Here is a 17,912-nt window from a genome sequence, read left to right on the forward strand (position 1 = left end):
GCATCAGCGTCAGTCGCTTTTTGCTGATGGTGATCGTGTTGATCGGCCTGTTCCTGCTACTGGCGCCGACCAAGGTGCAACCGGTGGCCTGGAAACCCGAGCCGGCGCCATCGCTGCAAACCGGAACCTACGCCGAGAACCAGAAGCTGCGTGATCTGGAGCATGTCGGCTCAACCAATATCGACGGGCCGGAAGCGCTGTTGCTGGAGGAAGGTTTCCTGATCAGCGGCCTCAATGACGGCAAGATTATCCGCAGCAGTCTCGATGGCCAGTCGCGCAAGGTGTTGATCGACACCGGAGGACGCCCCTTGGGCCTGGCTCGCCACCCGGACGGCCGGCTGATCATTGCCGACGCGAAAAAGGGGTTGCTGGCCCTCGATGCGCAAGGTCAGTTGATCGTCCTGACCAAAGAAGCCAACAGCCTGCCGTTCGGTTTTACCGACGATGTGGTGATCGACAAGACCGGTCACTACGCCTATTTCAGCGACGCTTCCAGCCGCTGGGGCTACGGCCATGACGGCGAAGCGATCATCGAACATGGTGGCGACGGCCGGTTGCTGCGCTATGACTTTCAAACCGGCAAGACCGAAGTGCTGCTGGATCACCTGCAGTTCGCCAATGGCGTCGCCCTTGGACCGCAGGACAGCTACGTGCTGGTCAATGAAACCGGGGCGTATCGCATCAGTCGTTATTGGTTGAGCGGGCCTATGGCTGGCACCCATGACGTGTTCATCGACAACTTGCCAGGCATGCCCGACAACCTCAGTTTCAATGGCCATGAGCGTTTCTGGGTGGCGCTGTACACGCCGCGCAACGCCTTGCTCGACGCCACTGCCGGGCAACCCTTCGTGCGCAAGATGATTGTCCGGGCCTTGATGGTCCTGCCCAAGCCCGCGGAGCGCCGGGCCTTTGTGGTGGGGGTGGATCTGCAGGGCAAGGTGATCGCCAATCTGCAGGATGCCGGCAGTGGCAATTACTCGCCGATCACCACCGTGCGTGAGTACGGCGACTGGCTGTATTTCGGTTCGTTGAAGGCCAGCCACATGACGCGATTGCCGCTGGGCAAAGCGCTGCAATAGGCACGTAGGATGGGGGGCGCCTGAGAACCCTGTGGGAGCGAGCAGGCTCGCTCCCACAAAAGCTATAGCACTAGCGGCGCGAGGCTCAGGCCTTGCCTGCTCCGTTGAGCCTATCCCTGATTTTATCCTTGATCGAAAGGCGTTCCGTCTTGAGCCTGGTCAGTTGGTCATCCGCCTTGGCGGCGGCTTCCGCGTCGAGCACCTGGGTGTCGATATTGGAATACTTGTCCAGCAGCGCATGCAAATGCGGATCGCTGGCACGCAGTTTCTGAACCTCGTCTCTGGTATGGCTCAAGTCTGCATACAGGTCATGTTTCACCGGCATGGAACACCTCCGTTTGTTGATCGGCGGCGAACACCTTTGGCGTGCTCGCCAGTTGGCAGAATGGCCTTGTCCAGCGGTGGCTGTCGACCGTCAATCAGACCAGCGGCATGGCAAACGGCCGTCAGTCGCCACCGAGGACATGGTGAATCATCGACATCAAGGCATCCGGACTGTAAGGCTTGCTGAGCAAATGGGTGTCCGGACTCAATTGATGGTTGCGGGAAATGATGTCCCGGGTGTGGCCGGAGGTGAACAGCACCGCCACCGGCGGCACCTGGACTTTGGCCCAGGCCGCCAGGTCCGAGCTCTTGATCAGTCCGGGCATCACCACGTCGGTAAATATCAGATCCACTTTGGTTCCGTCCTGCAACACCTGCATGGCACTGTCACCGTTGGCGGCGACCAGCACCTGGTAACCCGCCGACTGCAGGAACTCGACCGCTGTATCGCGTACTTCCTCATGATCCTCCACCACCAGAATAGTCTCGTGGCCGCCATCGTGCTGCGCCCGGCGCACCGGTTGCTCATGGGTCTGGATACGCAGGCTGCGGGGGAAATACATCCGCACCACTGTGCCCTCGCCCGGGGTGCTGGTCATATCGATGTGGCCGCCGCTCTGCTTGACGAAACCGAACACCATGCTCAGGCCCAGGCCCGTGCCGTGACCATCGGCCTTGGTGGTGAAGAAGGGTTCGAACGCCTGCTTGAGGGTCTCGCTGTCCATGCCATCGCCGGTATCGTGCACCGACAGCTGCACGTAGTCCCCGGCACTGATGCCCTTGCCCAGGCAAAACTGCCGATCAAGGGTCAGGTTTTTCCCACTGATGGTAATGGTGCCCTCGCCATGCATCGCGTCGCGGGCATTGATCGCCAGGTTGAGCAAGGCGTTTTCCAGTTGATTGCGGTCGACATGGACGGACCAGGGATCGGCGGGCATCTGCACATCGATGTCGATGTTTTCACCCAGTGCCCGCTGCAGCATTTCACCCAACCCCTGGTAAATCTGCCGGGTGTCGAACACCGCGGGTGACAAGGGTTGGCGCCGGGCGAAGGCGAGCAGTTGCGCCGACAGCATGGCGCCGCGTTCCACTGCCGCGAGCGCCGCGCCGACTCGGCGCTGGACATTCGGGTTCTCACTTTCATGACGGGCCAGCAAGTGCAAATTGCCGGCGATCACCTGCAGTAGGTTGTTGAAGTCATGGGCCACGCCACCGGTCAGCCCGCCAATGGCTTCGAGCTTCTGCGATTGGCGCAACTGTTCTTCAGCCGCCAGTCGTGCATCCACTTCCGCGACGACCCGTTGTTCGAGGTCGCGGGTGAACTTGAGCAACGACTCCTCGGCGCTCTTACGCTCGTGAATATCAATCAGCACCCCGGGGAACCGGAACGCCTCGCCCTGCTCGTTCAGTTCGCAACAACCACTGGCCAGCACCCATGAGTAGCTGCCATCGGGACGGAGAATCCGGTACTCGGCATTGAACGCCCCGCCATTTTTCAGCGCCTGTTGCACTTGCTGCTCGACTTGAGGCAGGTCGTAGGGGTGAATCCGCGCACTGGCGGCGTCTGGCGACATGTGTTGCAGCGACTGCTCGGCGGGAAAACAAAACGTGCGGGCAAAACGCTCATCGCCCGACAACAGGTTGGCCTTGATGTCCCAGACGAACGAACCGAGCAAGGCCCCGGCGTTCAGCGCCAGGCGCACGCGTTCGTTTTCTGCACGGTAGGCCGCTTGCGCTTGCTCGCGCAGGCGTTCGGAGAGCATGTGCGCCGTGGTTTCCACGACAATCGCCAGGACCCCGCCTGGGCGGCCGTCGTCATCGGCCACCGGACTGTAGGACAGGTCCATGAACACCGCTTCGGGCTGGCCGTTACGCGACAGTTCCAGTTCCTTGTTGCGATAGGACAGGGTTCCGCCAGCCAGGCAGGTGTCGACCACATTGCGATTGAATTCGGCGATTTCCGGCCAGCCCAGCTCCACCGGCGTACCCAGCAAGTACGGATGCCGGCCACCGGCAAATACCGAGTAGGCGTCGTTGTAGATCATGTAGCCGGGCTTGCCCCAGAGCATGACCAGCGGCACGGGGGACGCCAGCAACATTTGCACGTTGCAGCGCAGGCTTTTGCTCCAGGTATCGAAGGGCCCCAGTTCGGTACGGCTCCAGTCGAACGCACGAATGCGTCCGGCCATTTCACCTTTCCAACCCCGACATCCATGGCTTTGCGTTAGAAACTGCATCGATAGACTCTGTGCGCATTTCGCAAAAGTTAAACAACAGTTCGACGCAGGCAGGCCCACGCTCAAGGCTTTGAGCACGGCCGACGCTGATCGTTTCATTGTTATACAACTTCAGCCGATTGTCACAGTGGCTGGCGAGCGGACTACACCTCGATCAGATGTTTGAGCGGGTGGTAGCCGTTCTTCAAACTGGCGGCGCCATCAAGAATCGCCTTCTCGATGCCGTTCAGGTGCATGCAGATCAATTCGATAGCCGCGCTCTGGTTGCCCGCCTCGATGTATTCAATCAGCCGCAGGTGTTCATCGTCGCGGCAGGTCTGGTGACTGTCGTCGTCCAGCGCCACGGCATACAGCGAAGCCCGAGAGATCAGTTTGCAGAACCAGTCGAGCAGCACCGGATTGTTCAGGCTGCGCGCCAGCTTGATGTGGAACTCACCCAACAAATGAATCAGCCGCTCGTGGTCGCCGGCATGCGCCGCCTCGTGCTCCAGCAGCAAGTGATCGCGCAGGTCACGGGTCACCGCAGTGTCGCGGCGTCGGCACAGTTCGCTGACGATGCCGATCTCGATCAGGCGCCGGGTTTCGAATAGTGAACGGATTTCTTCATCACTGGGCAGGGACACCGATGCACCTTTATTGGGCTCGGTCGTGACCAGGCCATCGGCCTCCAACTGCTTGAGTGCCGCCCGCACCGAGGTGCGACTGACATTGAAAAGCTCGGCCAACGATGCCTCTCCCAGCTTCATTCCGGGACGCAAGGTGTGCTTGCTGATCGCCAGGTAAACCCCTTGGTAGACACGGTCTACCGTGGTTTCCAGCTTTTTGTCGGCCATGGGAAAACTCCTTCATCGAAAAACAACCGCCCCGGGCATTCAGCGCCCTCGTGAAAAAGGCGCTTGCATGGGCAGATTAAACGGGGTATTTCTAAATTGCATCCAGATTTTGCATACAATAATTAGAGGAATGCACCATTATGGGTCATCCAGCAGCCATCGAAGTGCGTAACGTCTCAAAACGCTATTCCGAAGACCCGGACCAGGCGCCCGCCCTGGACAACGTGTCGGTGGACATCGCCGATAACGAGTTCTTCACCCTGCTGGGCCCCTCCGGATGCGGTAAAACCACCTTGTTGCGCACCATCGCCGGCTTCGAGCATGTCAGCGATGGCGAGATCCGCCTGGATGGCGAAACGGTCAATCACTTGCCGCCGTTCCAGCGCCGGGTCAACACGGTGTTCCAGAGCTACGCGCTGTTTCCCCATATGAGCGTCGCGCAGAATATCGCCTTCGGCCTCGAGATGCAGGGTCTTGATCGCACGGCGGCGGCGCGACGGGTCGACGAGATGCTGGCGCTGGTGCAAATGCAGCACCTGGCACGGCGCAAGCCCTCCGAGCTGTCCGGTGGTCAACAACAACGGGTGGCCCTGGCCCGCGCCCTGGCCCCCAAGCCCAAGGTGCTGTTGCTGGATGAACCGCTGTCGGCGCTGGACCTCAAGCTGCGTAAGGAAATGCAGGTCGAACTCAAGCGTGTGCAGAAGGAAGCCGGGATCACCTTTATCTTTGTCACCCATGACCAGGAAGAGGCCCTGACCCTTTCCGACCGGATCGCCGTGATGTCCGCCGGCAAAATCCTGCAGATCGGCAGCCCCACCGATATCTACGAACGCCCGCAACATCAGTTTGTCGCCCAGTTCATCGGCGACATCAACTTCCTCCCCGGTCGCCTCAAGCGCGGCCAGGACAACAATAGCCTGTTCCTGCCCAGCGGCATGCCGGTGGAAATCCCCTGTACCCACCCGCTCGGCTTCGACTCACCGGCGGTGCAACTGGCCTTTCGTCCGGAACGCTCGCAACTGGTCGACCCGACACAGCCCCATCACCTGCGCGGGATCATCGAGGCGGTGTTGTATGTCGGCACGGCCACCCTTTATCAGTGCCGGCTGAACAACGACATCAAGGTCATGCTGCGGGAAAACAACGAGGGCCTGAATCGTCCCCGCGCCGTCGGTGAAGGAGTCGCGGTGCACCTGCCGCCCCATGCCTGCCTGCTGATGGAGGCCTGAGCCATGAGCGTCAGTCGCACCTCCCCCGCCCTCAGCCGGGCCCTGCTGCTCAGCCCGGTGGTCCTGACCCTGCTGGGCCTGATTGCGATCCCGCTGGGGATCATGGGTTATATCAGCCTGTTGCCACGCAACGTCTACGGTGGCGTCGACTGGCAGGCCGACTGGCAATTGCAAAGCTACGTGCAGCTGTTTTTCCAGGAAGGTTTCGACGGCGACCTGGAGCTGAACTGGGTCTATGCCCAGGCGTTGCTGCGCTCCATCGGCCAGGCCGGTGGCACCACCCTGCTGTGCTTTTTGTTCGGCTTCCCGGTGGCCCTGTGGATGAGCAGCCTGACCCCACGGCGGCGCAACCTGATGGTGCTGCTGATCACTATTCCGTTCTGGACCAACCTGCTGATCCGCAACTACGCCTGGCTGATCATCCTGCGCGAGCAGGGCTGGGTCGCCCAGAGCCTCAACGCGCTGCTGCCCCAGGCCGGCGGCATTACCCTGCTGTACAACGATTTCGCGGTCAGTGTCGGACTGGTCTACAGCTTCCTGCCATTCATGATCCTGCCGATCTATTCGACCCTGGAAAAACTCGACTGGCGCCTGGTGGAAGCGGCCTATGACCTGGGCGCCAACCGCTGGCTGGCCTTGCGCCGAGTGATCCTGCCGCTGTCGATGCCAGGTGTGATTGCCGGTGCCCTGCTGGTATTTGTGCCGAGCCTCGGCGCGTTCATCACCCCGGCGATCCTCGGCGGCGGCAAGACCCTGATGATCGGCAATCTTATCCAGCAACAGTTCGGCACCGCGCGCAATTGGCCGCTGGGCAGTTCGCTGTCGTTCCTGCTGCTGGGCATCCTGCTGGTGTCCCTGGTGTTCTACGCGCTGTACAGCCGCAAGTCCGCCAACAAACTGAATCGGGGAGCGCAAGCATGATCGCCCTGCACCTGAAGAAATTACCGCTGACCCGCGAAGTCAGCCTGCTGATCCTGGCCTACCTGTACCTGCCGATCTTCGTGCTGATCGCCTACAGCTTCAACGCCAACCGCAGTGCCACGGTGTGGACCGAGTTTTCCTTCGCCTGGTACGGACGCATCATCGCCAACCCGTCGATCCAGACGGCGGCGCTGAACTCGATCATCGTCGCCAGCATCGCCACGGTCTGCGCCACCACCATCGCCCTGCTAGCGGCCCTAGCGACCTATCGGCCGTTCTACGGACAGAAGATGGTCGAGGGCGGGATCAACCTGCCGCTGATCCTGCCGGAGATCGTCACCGCCGTCGCCACCCTGCTGCTGTTCATGGCGCTGGGGATCAAGCTCGGGTTGTTCACGGTGATCATCGCCCACATCGGTTTCTGCATCCCCTTCGCCTACCTGCCGATCCGCGCCCGCCTGAATGACCTGGACAAAAGCCTGCTGGAAGCGGCCAACGACCTGTACGCCAACCCCTGGCAGGTGTTTCGCCGGGTGACCCTGCCGTTGCTGTGGCCGGCGGTGCTGTCCGGTTCGGTGCTGGCATTCGTGGTCAGCCTCGATGATTTCATCATGACCTTCTTCGTCGCCGGCCCCGGCTCCACCACCCTGCCGGTGTACATCTTCTCGGCGATCAAGGCCGGGGTTACCCCGGAGATCAACGCAATTTCGACCCTGATGCTGCTGATTTCCATAGTGCTGGTGGTGCTGGCCTTCTGGCTGGGACAACGTGGCAAGACTGAGTGAGCCCTTTTCCTTCGCGGTACTTCTGGAGCGTGAAAACCATGATATCGAAAAGCCTGCGTTACGCTGTTGCCGGTCTTGCCCTCGGTTGTTCGGCGGCCATGACCGCCCAGGCCGCCGAACCCAAGGAGCTGTTTTTCTACAACTGGACCGACTACTACCCGGTGCCGCTGCTGGCCAAGTTCGAGAAGGAAACCGGGATCAAGGTCACCATGGACGGCTACGACAGCAACGAGACCCTGCTCGCCAAGTTACAGGCCGGCGGCGCGGCGTATGACGTTATCGTGCCGTCGCAATCGATCATGAAAACCCTGATCAACCAGGACCTGCTGCTGGCCATCGACGCCCCCAGCCTGCCGAACTTCCAGTACGTCAAACCGGCGTTCCGCGACCCGTCGTTCGACCCTGGCCGCAAATTTTCCGCGCCCTACCTGTGGGGTTCCACCGGGTTCTCCTACGACAGCGCGCGGGTGCCCGGCGGCAAACTCGACGACTCGTGGAAAGAGTTCTTTGAGCCGCGCAAGGAACTGCAGGGCCAACTGGCCGCCCTCGACACCTCCAGCAGCCTGATCAACGCCGCCAGCCACTACCTGGGCGTCGACGAGTGCAGCGAAAATCCGCAGGACGCGAAGAAGGTGCTGGAACTGCTGCAGAAGCAGAAACCCTTCCTGAAGATGTACAGCTCGGACAACACCGTCGACCGCATGGCCTCCGGCGAAGTGATCATGATGCAGAACTGGAACGGCTCGACCGCCCGCGCCACCCTGCAAAAGAGCAGCATCAAGTACGTCTACCCGCGTGAAGGCCTGGCGATGTTTCAGGACAACTTCGCCGTGCCGAAAAGCGCGCCGCATCCGGAGAACGCGAAGATCTTCATCGACTGGATGATGAAGCCGGAAAACGCCGCCGCCGTGTCCAACGCCATCGCCTACGCCAACGGCATCGAGAGCGACCAGTTGCTCGACGCCAAGTGGAAAGTCATGGACGCGATCAACATGCCCGAAGAATTCGCCTCGCGCCTGCGCCCGGAAAAAGAGTGCAGCAACAAGGCGCGGGAGCTGCAGGACCGGATCTGGTCGAAGCTCAAGGGTTGATCCAAGACCGCGTCGCGGCCTTCGCGAGCAGGCTCGCGCCCACAGACATTCAATGTGGGAGCGAGCCTGCTCGCGAAGAGGCCCAACTGGGCAATACAAAACTCAAAGACCTGAACGAGGTTTCCATGACCCCCTCCCACTGGCTCCGCAACGTCCGCCCCTACGGCGCTCCCGCCGAAGACCTGCTGATTGCCAACGGCCTGTTCACCGAACGCCGCCCGGCCTCCACGGCACCGCTTGCACCCCGCGACATCGACGGCCAGTACCAACTGCTGACCCCGGCACTGGTGGAAAGCCATGTGCACCTGGACAAGACCCTCTGGGGTCAGGACTGGCGTCCCAACAGCGCCGGCCCGACCCTCAAGGACTACATCAGCAACGAACGCCAGGTGTTGCGCGACATAACCACGCCGATCGCCGAGCGCGCCGGCGCATTGTTGGAAAATTGCATCGCCCGGGGCTCCCTGACGATGCGCTGCCACGTCGATATCGACCCGGAATTCGGCCTGCGCCACGTCGAAGCCATGCAGCAACTGCGCGAACGCTACCGCGACCTGATCGACCTCGAACTGGTGGTGTTCCCACAGACCGGCCTGATCAGTCGTCCCGGCACCGCCGAGCTGATGCGCGAGGCCATGGCCCTGGGCGTGGAAAACGTTGGCGGGCTTGACCCCTGCGGCATCGACAACGACCCGATTGCCCAGCTCGACTTCGTGTTCAAGCTGGCCAGCGAATTCGACCGGGGCATCGATATCCATCTGCATGACAAGGGCGAGCTGGGCCTGTGGCAGATTGCGCGGATCGCCGATTACACCGAGCGCTTCGCCCGTCAGGGCCGGGTGATGATCAGCCACGCCTACTGCCTGGGCATGTTGCCCTGGACCCAGGTCAAGCCAGTGGCCGAGCGCCTGGCGGCGTTGGGTATCTCGCTGATGAGTTCGGCACCGGCCGACTGTGCAGTACCGCCCTTCCTCGCCCTGCGCGAAGTGGGGGTCAATGTTTGCCTGGGCTCGGACGGGATCCGCGACGCCTGGTCGCCCATGGGCAATGGCGACATGCTGGAGCGAGCGATGTTGCTGGCGTTGCGCTTCGACCTCAACAAGGACGAAGAACTGGCGGCAGCTTTCGCCGCAGCCACGATCAACGGCGCGCAGGCGTTGGGACGCAAAGGTTACGGCGTGGCGCTGGGGCAACCCGCGGACTTCCTCCTGATGAACGTGCAAACCCTCGGTGAAGCCGTGGTTGCCCGACCACCGCGCCAGGTCTATCGCGGCGGCCGGTTGATCGCCGCCAATGGCCAACTGCTGGACAGTCGCCTGTGACCATCATCGGCCTGAAGGCCAGTTGTGTGGTCGGTTTCGACGGTCGCCAGCACGTGCTGTGGCGCGACGGCCAGGTGGTGTTCGAGGGCTCGCGCATCCTGTTTGTCGGCCGCGATTACTCGGGGCCGGTGGACCAATGGATCGACCATGGCAACGCCCTGATCGGCCCCGGCTTTATCGACCTCGATGCCCTCGGCGATCTTGACTCCACGGTGCTGACCCTGGACAACGGCGATGAATCGCAGATGGGTCGCATGTGGTCCGAGCAATACCTGGCCGCCGGTCCGCGGGAGAGCTACAGCGCCGAAGAAGAAGTCTTCAAGTACCGCTATGCCTTCATCCAGTTGATCCGCAACGGCATCACCACCGCCATGCCGATCACCTCGATGTACTACCGCGAGTGGGCCGAAACCTACGAGGAGTTTGCCGCCGTGGCCGAAGTCGCCGTCGACCTCGGGCTGCGCACCTACCTCGGGCCGTGCTACATGAGCGGCATGGCCTATTGGCGGGCCGACGGCCAACTGGGCCATCACTGGGACGAGGCCCGGGGCCTGGCGGGGCTGGCGGCGGCCGAACGGTTTTTTGCCGACTTCAATGGCCGCCACGGCGATCTGATTCGCGGCGCGCTGCTGCCCGATCGGATCCAGACCTGTACCCCGGCGCTGCTGCAACGCACCGCGCAGTTGAGCCGCGAACTGAATGCGCCGATGCGCCTGCATTGCTGCCAATCCCCCAGCGAATACGCGATGGTCCAACAACGGCGGGGTGCCTCGCCGCTGGCCTGGCTGCAGCAACTCGACCTGCTCACCCCGCGCAGCCTGCTGCCCCACGGCATTTACACCAGTGGCGACGACGACCTGCAGCGGGTGCTCGACGGCGGTGCCAGCCTGGTGCATTGCCCGGTGGTGTTCGCCCGCGATGGCGAGGCGCTGAATTCGTTTGGCCGCTACCGGGCCAAGGGCATCAACCTGGCCCTGGGCACCGACACCTGGCCGGCGGACCTGCTGGACAACATGCGCCAGGGCCTGAACATCGCCCGCCTCATGGAACGCGGCGGCCATCTGACCAGCGCGCTGGACCTGTATAACGCCGCCACCCTTGGGGGCGCCAAAGCCCTGGGACGCGATGACCTGGGACGCCTGGCGCCCGGGGCCAAGGCCGACATTACAGTGTTCAACCTCGAGGGCCTGCACCTGGGGCCGCTGTTCGATCCGCTGAAAAACCTGGTCCTCGCCGGACGCGGCGACGACTGCATCGCCAGTTACATCGACGGCCGCTGCGTGATGCGCGACGGCCAGGTACAGGGCGTCGACTACCCCGCCCTGCAACGCCAGGCGCAAAAACAGTACGCCAAGCTGATGCGCAGCCACAGCCAGCGCGCCGCCGACCAGCCCGCTTGGCAAACCTTGTTCAAGCCGGCCATCCCGTTTGCCGACGACTACAGCGCGCAGGCGCCGCTGTGCACAATTGACCCCCTTCGCGATTGATCCCCGGAGTTCAAAGCCCATGCACAGTTTCGACTTCAGCTCTCTCAGTCCACGGGACAAATACAAGATCCTGATCGGCAGTGTGGTCCCGCGCCCGATTGCCCTGGTCACCACCATCGACGGCGAAGGCCGGGTCAATGCCGCACCGTTTAGCTTCTTCAACGCGCTGTCGGCCGATCCGCCGATCCTCGCCCTCGGCGTGGAAAACTACGGCGACCTGAGCCCGAAAGACACCACGCGCAATATCCAGCTCAACCAGGAATTCACCGTCAACATCGTCAGCGATGCACTGGTGGAAGCGATGAATATCTGCGCCGTGCCCTTCGCCCCCGGCTTTGACGAACTGACCGCCGCTGGCCTGACGGCAATCCCCGGCACCCGGGTCAGTTGCCCACGCATCGGCGAAGCCCCGGTAGCGCTGGAGTGCCGGCGGATGATGGCGCTGAACATCGGCCAGTCGCGGGAAATCATTTTCGGCGAGGTGTTGATGGCCCATGTCCGCGACGAACTGATCGACCCCAAGACCCTGTACATCGACCAACTCGCTCTCGACGCCATTGGCCGCATGGGCGGTCACGGCTACGCCCGCACCCGCGACTACTTCGACCTGCCCACTCGCACGCTGCAAGCCTGGAACGAGGCGCCGGGGGGTGGGGAGCGGAGTTGGCCGGGTGGAGTGGCTGGCGATGGGCGACAGCGATGACGCGGGGCGTGTCAGGCGCTGCAATTGTGCCTGGCACCCCACCCACCAACGGTTCAACGAAAATCCCGGCTGAACACGCTGATGCCATTGAGCAGCGGGCTCAGGTCGCTCAGCCGGCCGGCGATCAGGTGGCGGACTTCGCCGACCTGTTCCCAGCGGCCATCGACCCTGAGCAATTGCGAGCCGACCAGGGCCTTGCGCTGGCGCTCGGCCAGGTCGCGCCAGACCACCACATTGATGTTGCCGAATTCATCCTCGAGGGTGACGAAGGTCACGCCACTGGCGGTGCCAGGGCGCTGGCGGCCGGTGACCAGGCCGGCCACGCTGACATTGCGCCCATGTTCGACGTCCAGCAGTTCCTGTGAGCTGCGGCAGCGCAGGCCGCGCAATTGCGTGCGCAGCAATGCCAGCGGATGCGGGCCCAGGGTGGTGCCGACGCTGTGATAATCGGCGTGCAGGTCTTCGCTGACGCTGGGCGTGGGCAGGCATACCGCGGGTTCATCCTGGCTGGGCAAACCGGCGAACAATCCCAGTTGCTGCTGCACCCCCGCCACTTCCCAGCGCGCCCGGTGCCGATCCCCGGCCAGTTGGCGCAGGGCGCCAGCGTCGGCCAGTAACGCCTGGGCCCGGGCATCGAGCTGGGCGCGCCGGCCGAGGTCCGCGACGTCGACAAAGTCGCCCTGCAAGCGGACGACTTCGATACGCCGGGCATCCTCCTCGCGAAATCCCTTGATCATCCGCAGCCCCAGGCGAATCGCCGGTTGCTGGCCGTCGGTCGGCTCCAGGCTGCAATCCCAGTCGCTGGCACAGACGTCCACTGCGCGCACGTGCAGATGATGCCGGCGCACATCCTGGAGAATCTGATCCGGGCTGTAAAAACCCATCGGCCAGCTATTGATCAGGGCACAGGCGAAGGCCGCCGGTTCATGGCATTTGAGCCAGCAACTGGCGTAGGTCAACAGGGCGAAGCTGGCAGCGTGGGACTCGGGAAAACCGTAGCTGCCAAAGCCTTTGATCTGTTCGAAGATCTGCGCGGCAAAGGCCTCTGAGTAGCCATTTCTGAGCATGCCTTCGCGCAGGCGGACCTGGTGCGAGTCCAGCCCGCCGTGACGTTTCCAGGCGGCCATGGCCCGGCGCAACTGATCGGCCTCGCCGGGGCTGTAGTCGGCGGCGACAATGGCAATCTGCATCACCTGCTCCTGGAACAACGGCACCCCCAGGGTGCGCTTGAGCACGGCTTCCAACGCCGTGGACGGATAGGTCTCCGGCTCCTCCTTGTTGCGCCGTCGCAGGTACGGATGGACCATGCCGCCCTGGATCGGCCCGGGGCGGACAATGGCCACTTCGATCACCAGGTCATAGAATTTGCGCGGCTGCAGGCGCGGCAGCATCGACATCTGCGCCCGCGATTCGATCTGGAACACGCCGATGGTGTCGGCGCGGCAAATCATGTCGTAGGTGGCCGGGTCCTCGGCCGGGATCTTCGACAGGCTCAACTCCAATCCACGGTAGTAGCGCACCAGGTCGAAACAGCGGCGAATCGCGCTGAGCATGCCCAGGGCGAGAATATCGACCTTGAGCAGGCCAACCATGTCCAGGTCATCCTTGTCCCACTGGATGATCGTGCGTTCGGCCATGGCGGCGTTTTCCACCGGCACCAGGCTGTCCAGTGGCTGCTCGGAAATCACGAAGCCACCGGGGTGCTGGGACAGGTGGCGGGGAAAACCGATCAGTTGCCGGGTCAACCCCAGCACCCGGCGCAGCACCGGGCTGTCGGGATCGAACCCGCCCTCGCGCAGGCGATCCAGTGGTGGCGCTTCGTCGCTCCAGCGTGCGCAGCAATCGGCCAGGGCATTGATCTGGTCCGCTGGCAAACCCAGGGCCTTGGCCACATCGCGGATCGCACCGGCCCCGTGGTAAGTGCTGACCACCGCGGTCAGCGCGGCGCGGCGACGTCCGTAACGCTGGAACACGTACTGCAGGACTTCTTCACGACGCTCATGCTCGAAATCGACGTCGATGTCCGGCGGCTCGTTACGCTCGCGGGACAGAAACCGTTCGAACAACATGTTCATCCGGCTCGGGTCGATCTCGGTGATGCCCAGGGCGTAGCACACCGCCGAGTTGGCGGCCGAGCCTCGACCCTGGCAGAGGATGCGCTGGCGCCGAGCAAAGCTGACGATGTCCTCCACCGTCAGGAAATAACTTTCGTAGCCGAGTTCGGCAATCAGTTGCAGCTCTTTATCGATCAGCGCCAGTACCTGGCTGCTCGGTCCCTCGGGCCAGCGCCGGCACAGACCCTGTTCGGTCAGGCGGCGCAGCCAGGACGTCGGCGTCTGTCCCTCGGGCACCAGTTCGCGCGGGTACTGGTAGCGCAACTGGCCAAGGTCGAAGCTGCAGCGCCGGGCGATCACCAGGCTCTGCTCGAGCAAGGCCGCCGGGTACAGCGCGCGCAGGGTTTCAAGACTGCGCAGGTGGCGCTCGCCATTGGGGTGCAGGCGTTGGCCGGCAGCCGCCACCGGCACATGCAGGCGAATCGCGGTCATGGTGTCCTGCAGGGCTCGCCGGCCCCGGGCATGCATGTGCACATCGCCGCTGGCCACCGCCGGGATCTGCAAGCCCACCGCCAGCGCCTGCAGTTCGGCCAGGCGCCGGGCGTCGTCCTGCCCGCAATGCAATTCGACCGCCAGCCACAGGCGCCCGGCGAAGCGCTGCTGCAACCAGGCGCCATGGGCCTCAACCTCAGTACTGTCCGGCAGCCACAGGACCAATAGCCCCGGCATGGGCTCGTCGAAGTCTTCGCGCAGGACCCGGTACTGGCCTTTCTCGCTGCGCCTCCGGGCATGGGTGATCAAGCGGCACAACGCCTGGTAACCGTCGAGGTTTTCCACCAGCAGCACCAGTTTCGGGCCGTCCTCGATGCGCAACTCACTGCCGATGATCAGTGGCAGGCCCAACACCCTGGACGCCTGCAAGGCGCGGACGATACCGGCCAGGGTGCATTCGTCGGTGATTGCCAGGGCCTGGTAACCCTGGGCCTTGGCCCGTTCAAATAGCTCATGGGCACTGGAGGCCCCGCGCTGGAAACTGAAGTTCGACAGGCAGTGCAGTTCGGCATAACCGGCGCTCATGCGAACCAGCCTTGCAGCCACAGCGGCCCGCCCTCGCCCACCTCGCGATACGCCCAGCCCTGCTGCCCGGAGCGGGTTTCGATCAGGTAGTAGTCACGGCGTACGTCGGCGCCATCCCACCAGCCGGACTCAATGCGCTCCGGCCCCATGAGGATCTGCGCCACACCCTCCTGCACCGGCAACGGTTCACTGAGCAACCAACCCGGGCGCCGCACGTCCGATAGCAACTCGGTCAACTGGCTCTGGCTGCGGGGCTGCCAGGCACACTCCGGCCGATGATCGGCCTGGAAACCCAGGCCTTGCACCGTATCGTCACCCAGCCGGGCACGCAGGCGCTCGCGCAGTTGCTCCCAGGGCAAGGATTGCTGGGGGCGTTCGTCGAACAGTTCGCGGCGCTGCGGCACGAAGCTTGGCAAATCCCGAGCCGACAGGCGCAAACCGCGCACCGGCGCCTCGACCTGGACTTGCTCCAGGCGCCCACGGGCCAGCTCGAACAGCATGCCCGGGTCGCGCTCGGCGCTGAGCAGTCCAACCTTGACCAGGGTATCGGGCAGGCCGGCATGTTCCAGGTGCAGGTCGAAGCGCTGGACGCCACTGTCGCGACCGCAGAGAAATGCGGCCAGGTCAGCGGTCAGGCGACGCAATGGAAACAGCAGGGCCTGGTGTGATTGCACATCGAAATTCAGTTCGATGCGCACATCGAAGCAGTCCGGCGGCAAGTAAAACCCCAGGGCCAGTGGGCGCTCGCCGAGCAAGACATCGAGGTGCTTGAGCAGCGCGGCTTCAAAGCGCCGGGCCAGGGTCTGGCGCGGCAGTGCGCGGACCTGAGCGAGGGTGCGCAAGCCCATCCGCGACAGGGCCGTGGCGTCTGAGGGTGGCAGGCCGATGCGCTCGACCGACATTTGCCCGAGCAAACATTCCAGGCTGGACTGATCAGACACCGCCAGGCCGTCGTGGGCATTGGCGAGAATCCGCGCGGCCAGTGGATTGGGCGCGGCCACCAGGCGATGGCGAAAACCCAATGCCGTCAGCTCGGCGCGCAACCGCGCCTCGAACTGCGGCCAGGGCCCGAACAGCCCCAGGCTCGACTCGATTTCAAAGAGTACGGTGCGCGGGAAATGCACGCTGACCTGGGAACTGAAACCATAGGCCCAGGCGGCGAGAAACTGCTGCCAATGCTCGACACCGGCGACGTCATAGTCGGCACTGACAAAGGCCTTGCTCAGGGCCTGGGCGGCCGTCATCGACTGGCCCGCACGCAACCCCAGGGCCCGCGCCGGCTCATTGACCGCCTGCAACACCCGCCGCTGGGCCGGACCGCTAAGCAATACCAGCGGTTCATCGGGATCGCTGCGCTGGCGCATGACCGCGTCCAGCGCCAACTGCGGGAAAACAATACAGACCCAGCGCATCGCAACCTCAATGCCGGGTGGCGAAGGCGATCGGTGCCGGACGGACCAACCCACCCCGGCACTTGAGCACCCGCAACTGCGCCGGCCGTGCATCGATGGCAATGCGCAGGGCGGCCGGCGAAGGGTTGAGCGCCTCCTGGCTGGCACGGTAGGCGAACGCCAGGGTCTGACCGGTTTCGGCCGCCACCTGCAAACGCCGCAAGGCCCGGTCGTCGGCCTGCTTCGGCCAGCACAGCACGGCGCCGCAGCTGCCCGAGCGCAGGCATTGCTCGGCGGCCCATAGTGCTTCGCGGTCAGAGGTCTGGATGATCGATAACTGGCGCAGGTCGATCCCGGCGTTCTGCCACGCCTGGGGATAGGGAATGGCAGGCGGCGCGACCAGCACCACCCGCTCGCCAGCAGCGGTCAATCGGGCCAGGGTCGGCCAGACCAGTTGCAGCTCGCCGACGCCCTGGCCGGCAATCAGAATTTCCGTCAGCGCCGCCTCCGGCCAGCCGCCAGCGGGCAATGCCGCGTCCAGCCCTGCGTGACCGGTGGGTTGGGTGCTGACATTGGCTGGCGCAGGCCGGCCTTTCCAGACCTGGCCGCCATTGAACAGGGTATCCAGCGCAACGACGGCGCCCATCAGCCTTGCCTCACCAGGCCACAGAACACCCCTTCGATCGCCAGGTCCTGATCGGCGCCGACCACAATCGGGCTGTAGGCCGGGTTGCGCGGCAGCAGGTGCACACTGTCGGCGTGACGCTCGAAACGCTTGATGGTGACCTCGCCTTCCAGCCGCGCGACCACGATCTGGCCATTTTCCACCTGGGCACTGCGACGTACGCCTACCAGGTCACCGTCGAGGATGCCGTCGCCAATCATCGAATCACCCTGGACCCGCAGCAGGTAGTCAGGGATACGGGAAAACAGCGCCGGGTCGAGCCACAAACGGCTGTGCACCTCGGCATCGACACCGATCGGCGCACCGGCGGCGACCCGCCCGAGCACCGGGATGTCGAGCAGTTCCGGGCGGCGCGGCTGATTGAGCAGGCGAATGCCTCGGGCCTGATGGGGATTGACCTCGATGAAGCCGGCTTCGGTCAGCGCAATCACATGCTTGCGCGCCACGCTGCGCGAGGCAAAACCGAAGGCCTCGCTGATTTCAGCGAGGCTCGGGGGCTGGCCTTGTTGAGCGATACGGTCGCTGATGAAGGTCAGGATGGCGGCACGACGGGGAGTTAATGTAGTCATGGAGTACATTTGTACTCCTGTCGGGTTTTTCTGACAAGAACCGCCAGTCGCGATGATTGGGAAGACGACACAATGTGCTCCCTCCAGCGGGAGCGGGCTTGCCCACGATTGGGCCTATCAATTCA

15 protein-coding genes are annotated in these 17,912 nt (G+C 63.5%); 8 read left to right on the forward strand and 7 right to left on the reverse strand.

All coding sequences use genetic code 11. The features are described 5' to 3' along the window. Positions 1 to 26: 26 nt before the first annotated feature. Positions 27 to 1,079 carry an SMP-30/gluconolactonase/LRE family protein gene (locus tag KW062_RS18790; RefSeq protein WP_371321457.1) on the forward strand — a complete coding sequence of 351 codons (1,053 nt, stop codon included), beginning with the start codon at positions 27 to 29 and terminating at the stop codon, positions 1,077 to 1,079. 85 nt (positions 1,080 to 1,164) lie between these two features. On the opposite strand, the gene KW062_RS18795 is transcribed toward KW062_RS18790, so the two are convergent. From KW062_RS18795 to KW062_RS18805, 3 genes are all read right to left on the reverse strand, one after another. Further along, the gene (locus tag KW062_RS18795) at positions 1,165 to 1,404 is read right to left on the reverse strand and encodes a DUF465 domain-containing protein (RefSeq protein WP_027616125.1); all 240 of its coding nucleotides are present in this window, start codon (positions 1,402 to 1,404) and stop codon (positions 1,165 to 1,167) included. 121 nt (positions 1,405 to 1,525) lie between these two features. Next, positions 1,526 to 3,640: a hybrid sensor histidine kinase/response regulator gene (locus tag KW062_RS18800; RefSeq protein WP_033865876.1), complete on the reverse strand. Its 2,115-nt coding sequence runs from the start codon at positions 3,638 to 3,640 to the stop codon at positions 1,526 to 1,528. A 143-nt stretch (positions 3,641 to 3,783) separates the two neighbouring features. After that, entirely contained in the window at positions 3,784 to 4,473 is a 690-nt protein-coding gene (locus KW062_RS18805; protein ID WP_027616123.1) for a GntR family transcriptional regulator, read from the reverse strand. A gap of 140 nt (positions 4,474 to 4,613) precedes the next feature. Between KW062_RS18805 and KW062_RS18810 the strand changes: the two genes are divergently transcribed. The 7 genes from KW062_RS18810 to KW062_RS18840 all read left to right on the forward strand — a co-directional run bounded on the left by KW062_RS18810 (position 4,614) and on the right by KW062_RS18840 (position 12,011). After that, entirely contained in the window at positions 4,614 to 5,702 is a 1,089-nt protein-coding gene (locus tag KW062_RS18810) for an ABC transporter ATP-binding protein (protein ID WP_027616122.1), read from the forward strand. 3 nt (positions 5,703 to 5,705) lie between these two features. Continuing rightward, complete coding sequence (locus tag KW062_RS18815) at positions 5,706 to 6,623, forward strand: ABC transporter permease (protein ID WP_027616121.1); 918 nt, start codon at positions 5,706 to 5,708, stop codon at positions 6,621 to 6,623. Beyond that, positions 6,620 to 7,408 (forward strand): ABC transporter permease, encoded by a 789-nt coding sequence (locus tag KW062_RS18820; RefSeq protein ID WP_033865875.1) that lies wholly within the window; start codon positions 6,620 to 6,622, stop codon positions 7,406 to 7,408. The genes KW062_RS18815 and KW062_RS18820 overlap by 4 nt, the downstream gene beginning before the upstream one ends. A gap of 38 nt (positions 7,409 to 7,446) precedes the next feature. Next, positions 7,447 to 8,499, forward strand: a complete 1,053-nt coding sequence (locus tag KW062_RS18825) for an extracellular solute-binding protein (RefSeq protein ID WP_105754941.1) — start codon at positions 7,447 to 7,449, stop codon at positions 8,497 to 8,499. Between the two features lie 125 nt (positions 8,500 to 8,624). Continuing rightward, positions 8,625 to 9,821, forward strand: a complete 1,197-nt coding sequence (locus KW062_RS18830) for an amidohydrolase family protein (RefSeq protein ID WP_105754942.1) — start codon at positions 8,625 to 8,627, stop codon at positions 9,819 to 9,821. After that, on the forward strand, positions 9,818 to 11,308 hold the full coding sequence (locus KW062_RS18835) for an amidohydrolase family protein (protein ID WP_105754943.1): 1,491 nt from the start codon (positions 9,818 to 9,820) through the stop codon (positions 11,306 to 11,308). The genes KW062_RS18830 and KW062_RS18835 overlap by 4 nt, the downstream gene beginning before the upstream one ends. Before the next feature lie 19 nt (positions 11,309 to 11,327). Beyond that, on the forward strand, positions 11,328 to 12,011 hold the full coding sequence (locus tag KW062_RS18840) for a flavin reductase family protein (RefSeq protein WP_105754944.1): 684 nt from the start codon (positions 11,328 to 11,330) through the stop codon (positions 12,009 to 12,011). Positions 12,012 to 12,064: 53 nt separating this feature from the next. Here the strand turns inward: KW062_RS18840 and KW062_RS18845 are convergent, their stop codons facing one another. Genes KW062_RS18845 through lexA form a run of 4 tightly spaced genes read right to left on the reverse strand, consistent with a single transcriptional unit; the run spans position 12,065 to position 17,796 of the window. Then, the gene (locus KW062_RS18845; protein WP_218277054.1) at positions 12,065 to 15,163 is read right to left on the reverse strand and encodes an error-prone DNA polymerase; all 3,099 of its coding nucleotides are present in this window, start codon (positions 15,161 to 15,163) and stop codon (positions 12,065 to 12,067) included. Then, the gene (locus KW062_RS18850; protein ID WP_105754946.1) at positions 15,139 to 16,554 is read right to left on the reverse strand and encodes a Y-family DNA polymerase; all 1,416 of its coding nucleotides are present in this window, start codon (positions 16,552 to 16,554) and stop codon (positions 15,139 to 15,141) included. The genes KW062_RS18845 and KW062_RS18850 overlap by 25 nt, the downstream gene beginning before the upstream one ends. A gap of 7 nt (positions 16,555 to 16,561) precedes the next feature. Next, entirely contained in the window at positions 16,562 to 17,179 is a 618-nt protein-coding gene (gene imuA, locus KW062_RS18855) for a translesion DNA synthesis-associated protein ImuA (protein WP_105754947.1), read from the reverse strand. Continuing rightward, on the reverse strand, positions 17,179 to 17,796 hold the full coding sequence (gene lexA, locus KW062_RS18860) for a transcriptional repressor LexA (RefSeq protein ID WP_027616112.1): 618 nt from the start codon (positions 17,794 to 17,796) through the stop codon (positions 17,179 to 17,181). Before lexA ends, imuA begins: the two co-directional genes overlap by 1 nt. Between the last annotated feature and the right edge of the window lie 116 nt (positions 17,797 to 17,912).

This window comes from Pseudomonas fluorescens, from assembly GCF_019212185.1.
GTDB lineage: Bacteria > Pseudomonadota > Gammaproteobacteria > Pseudomonadales > Pseudomonadaceae > Aquipseudomonas.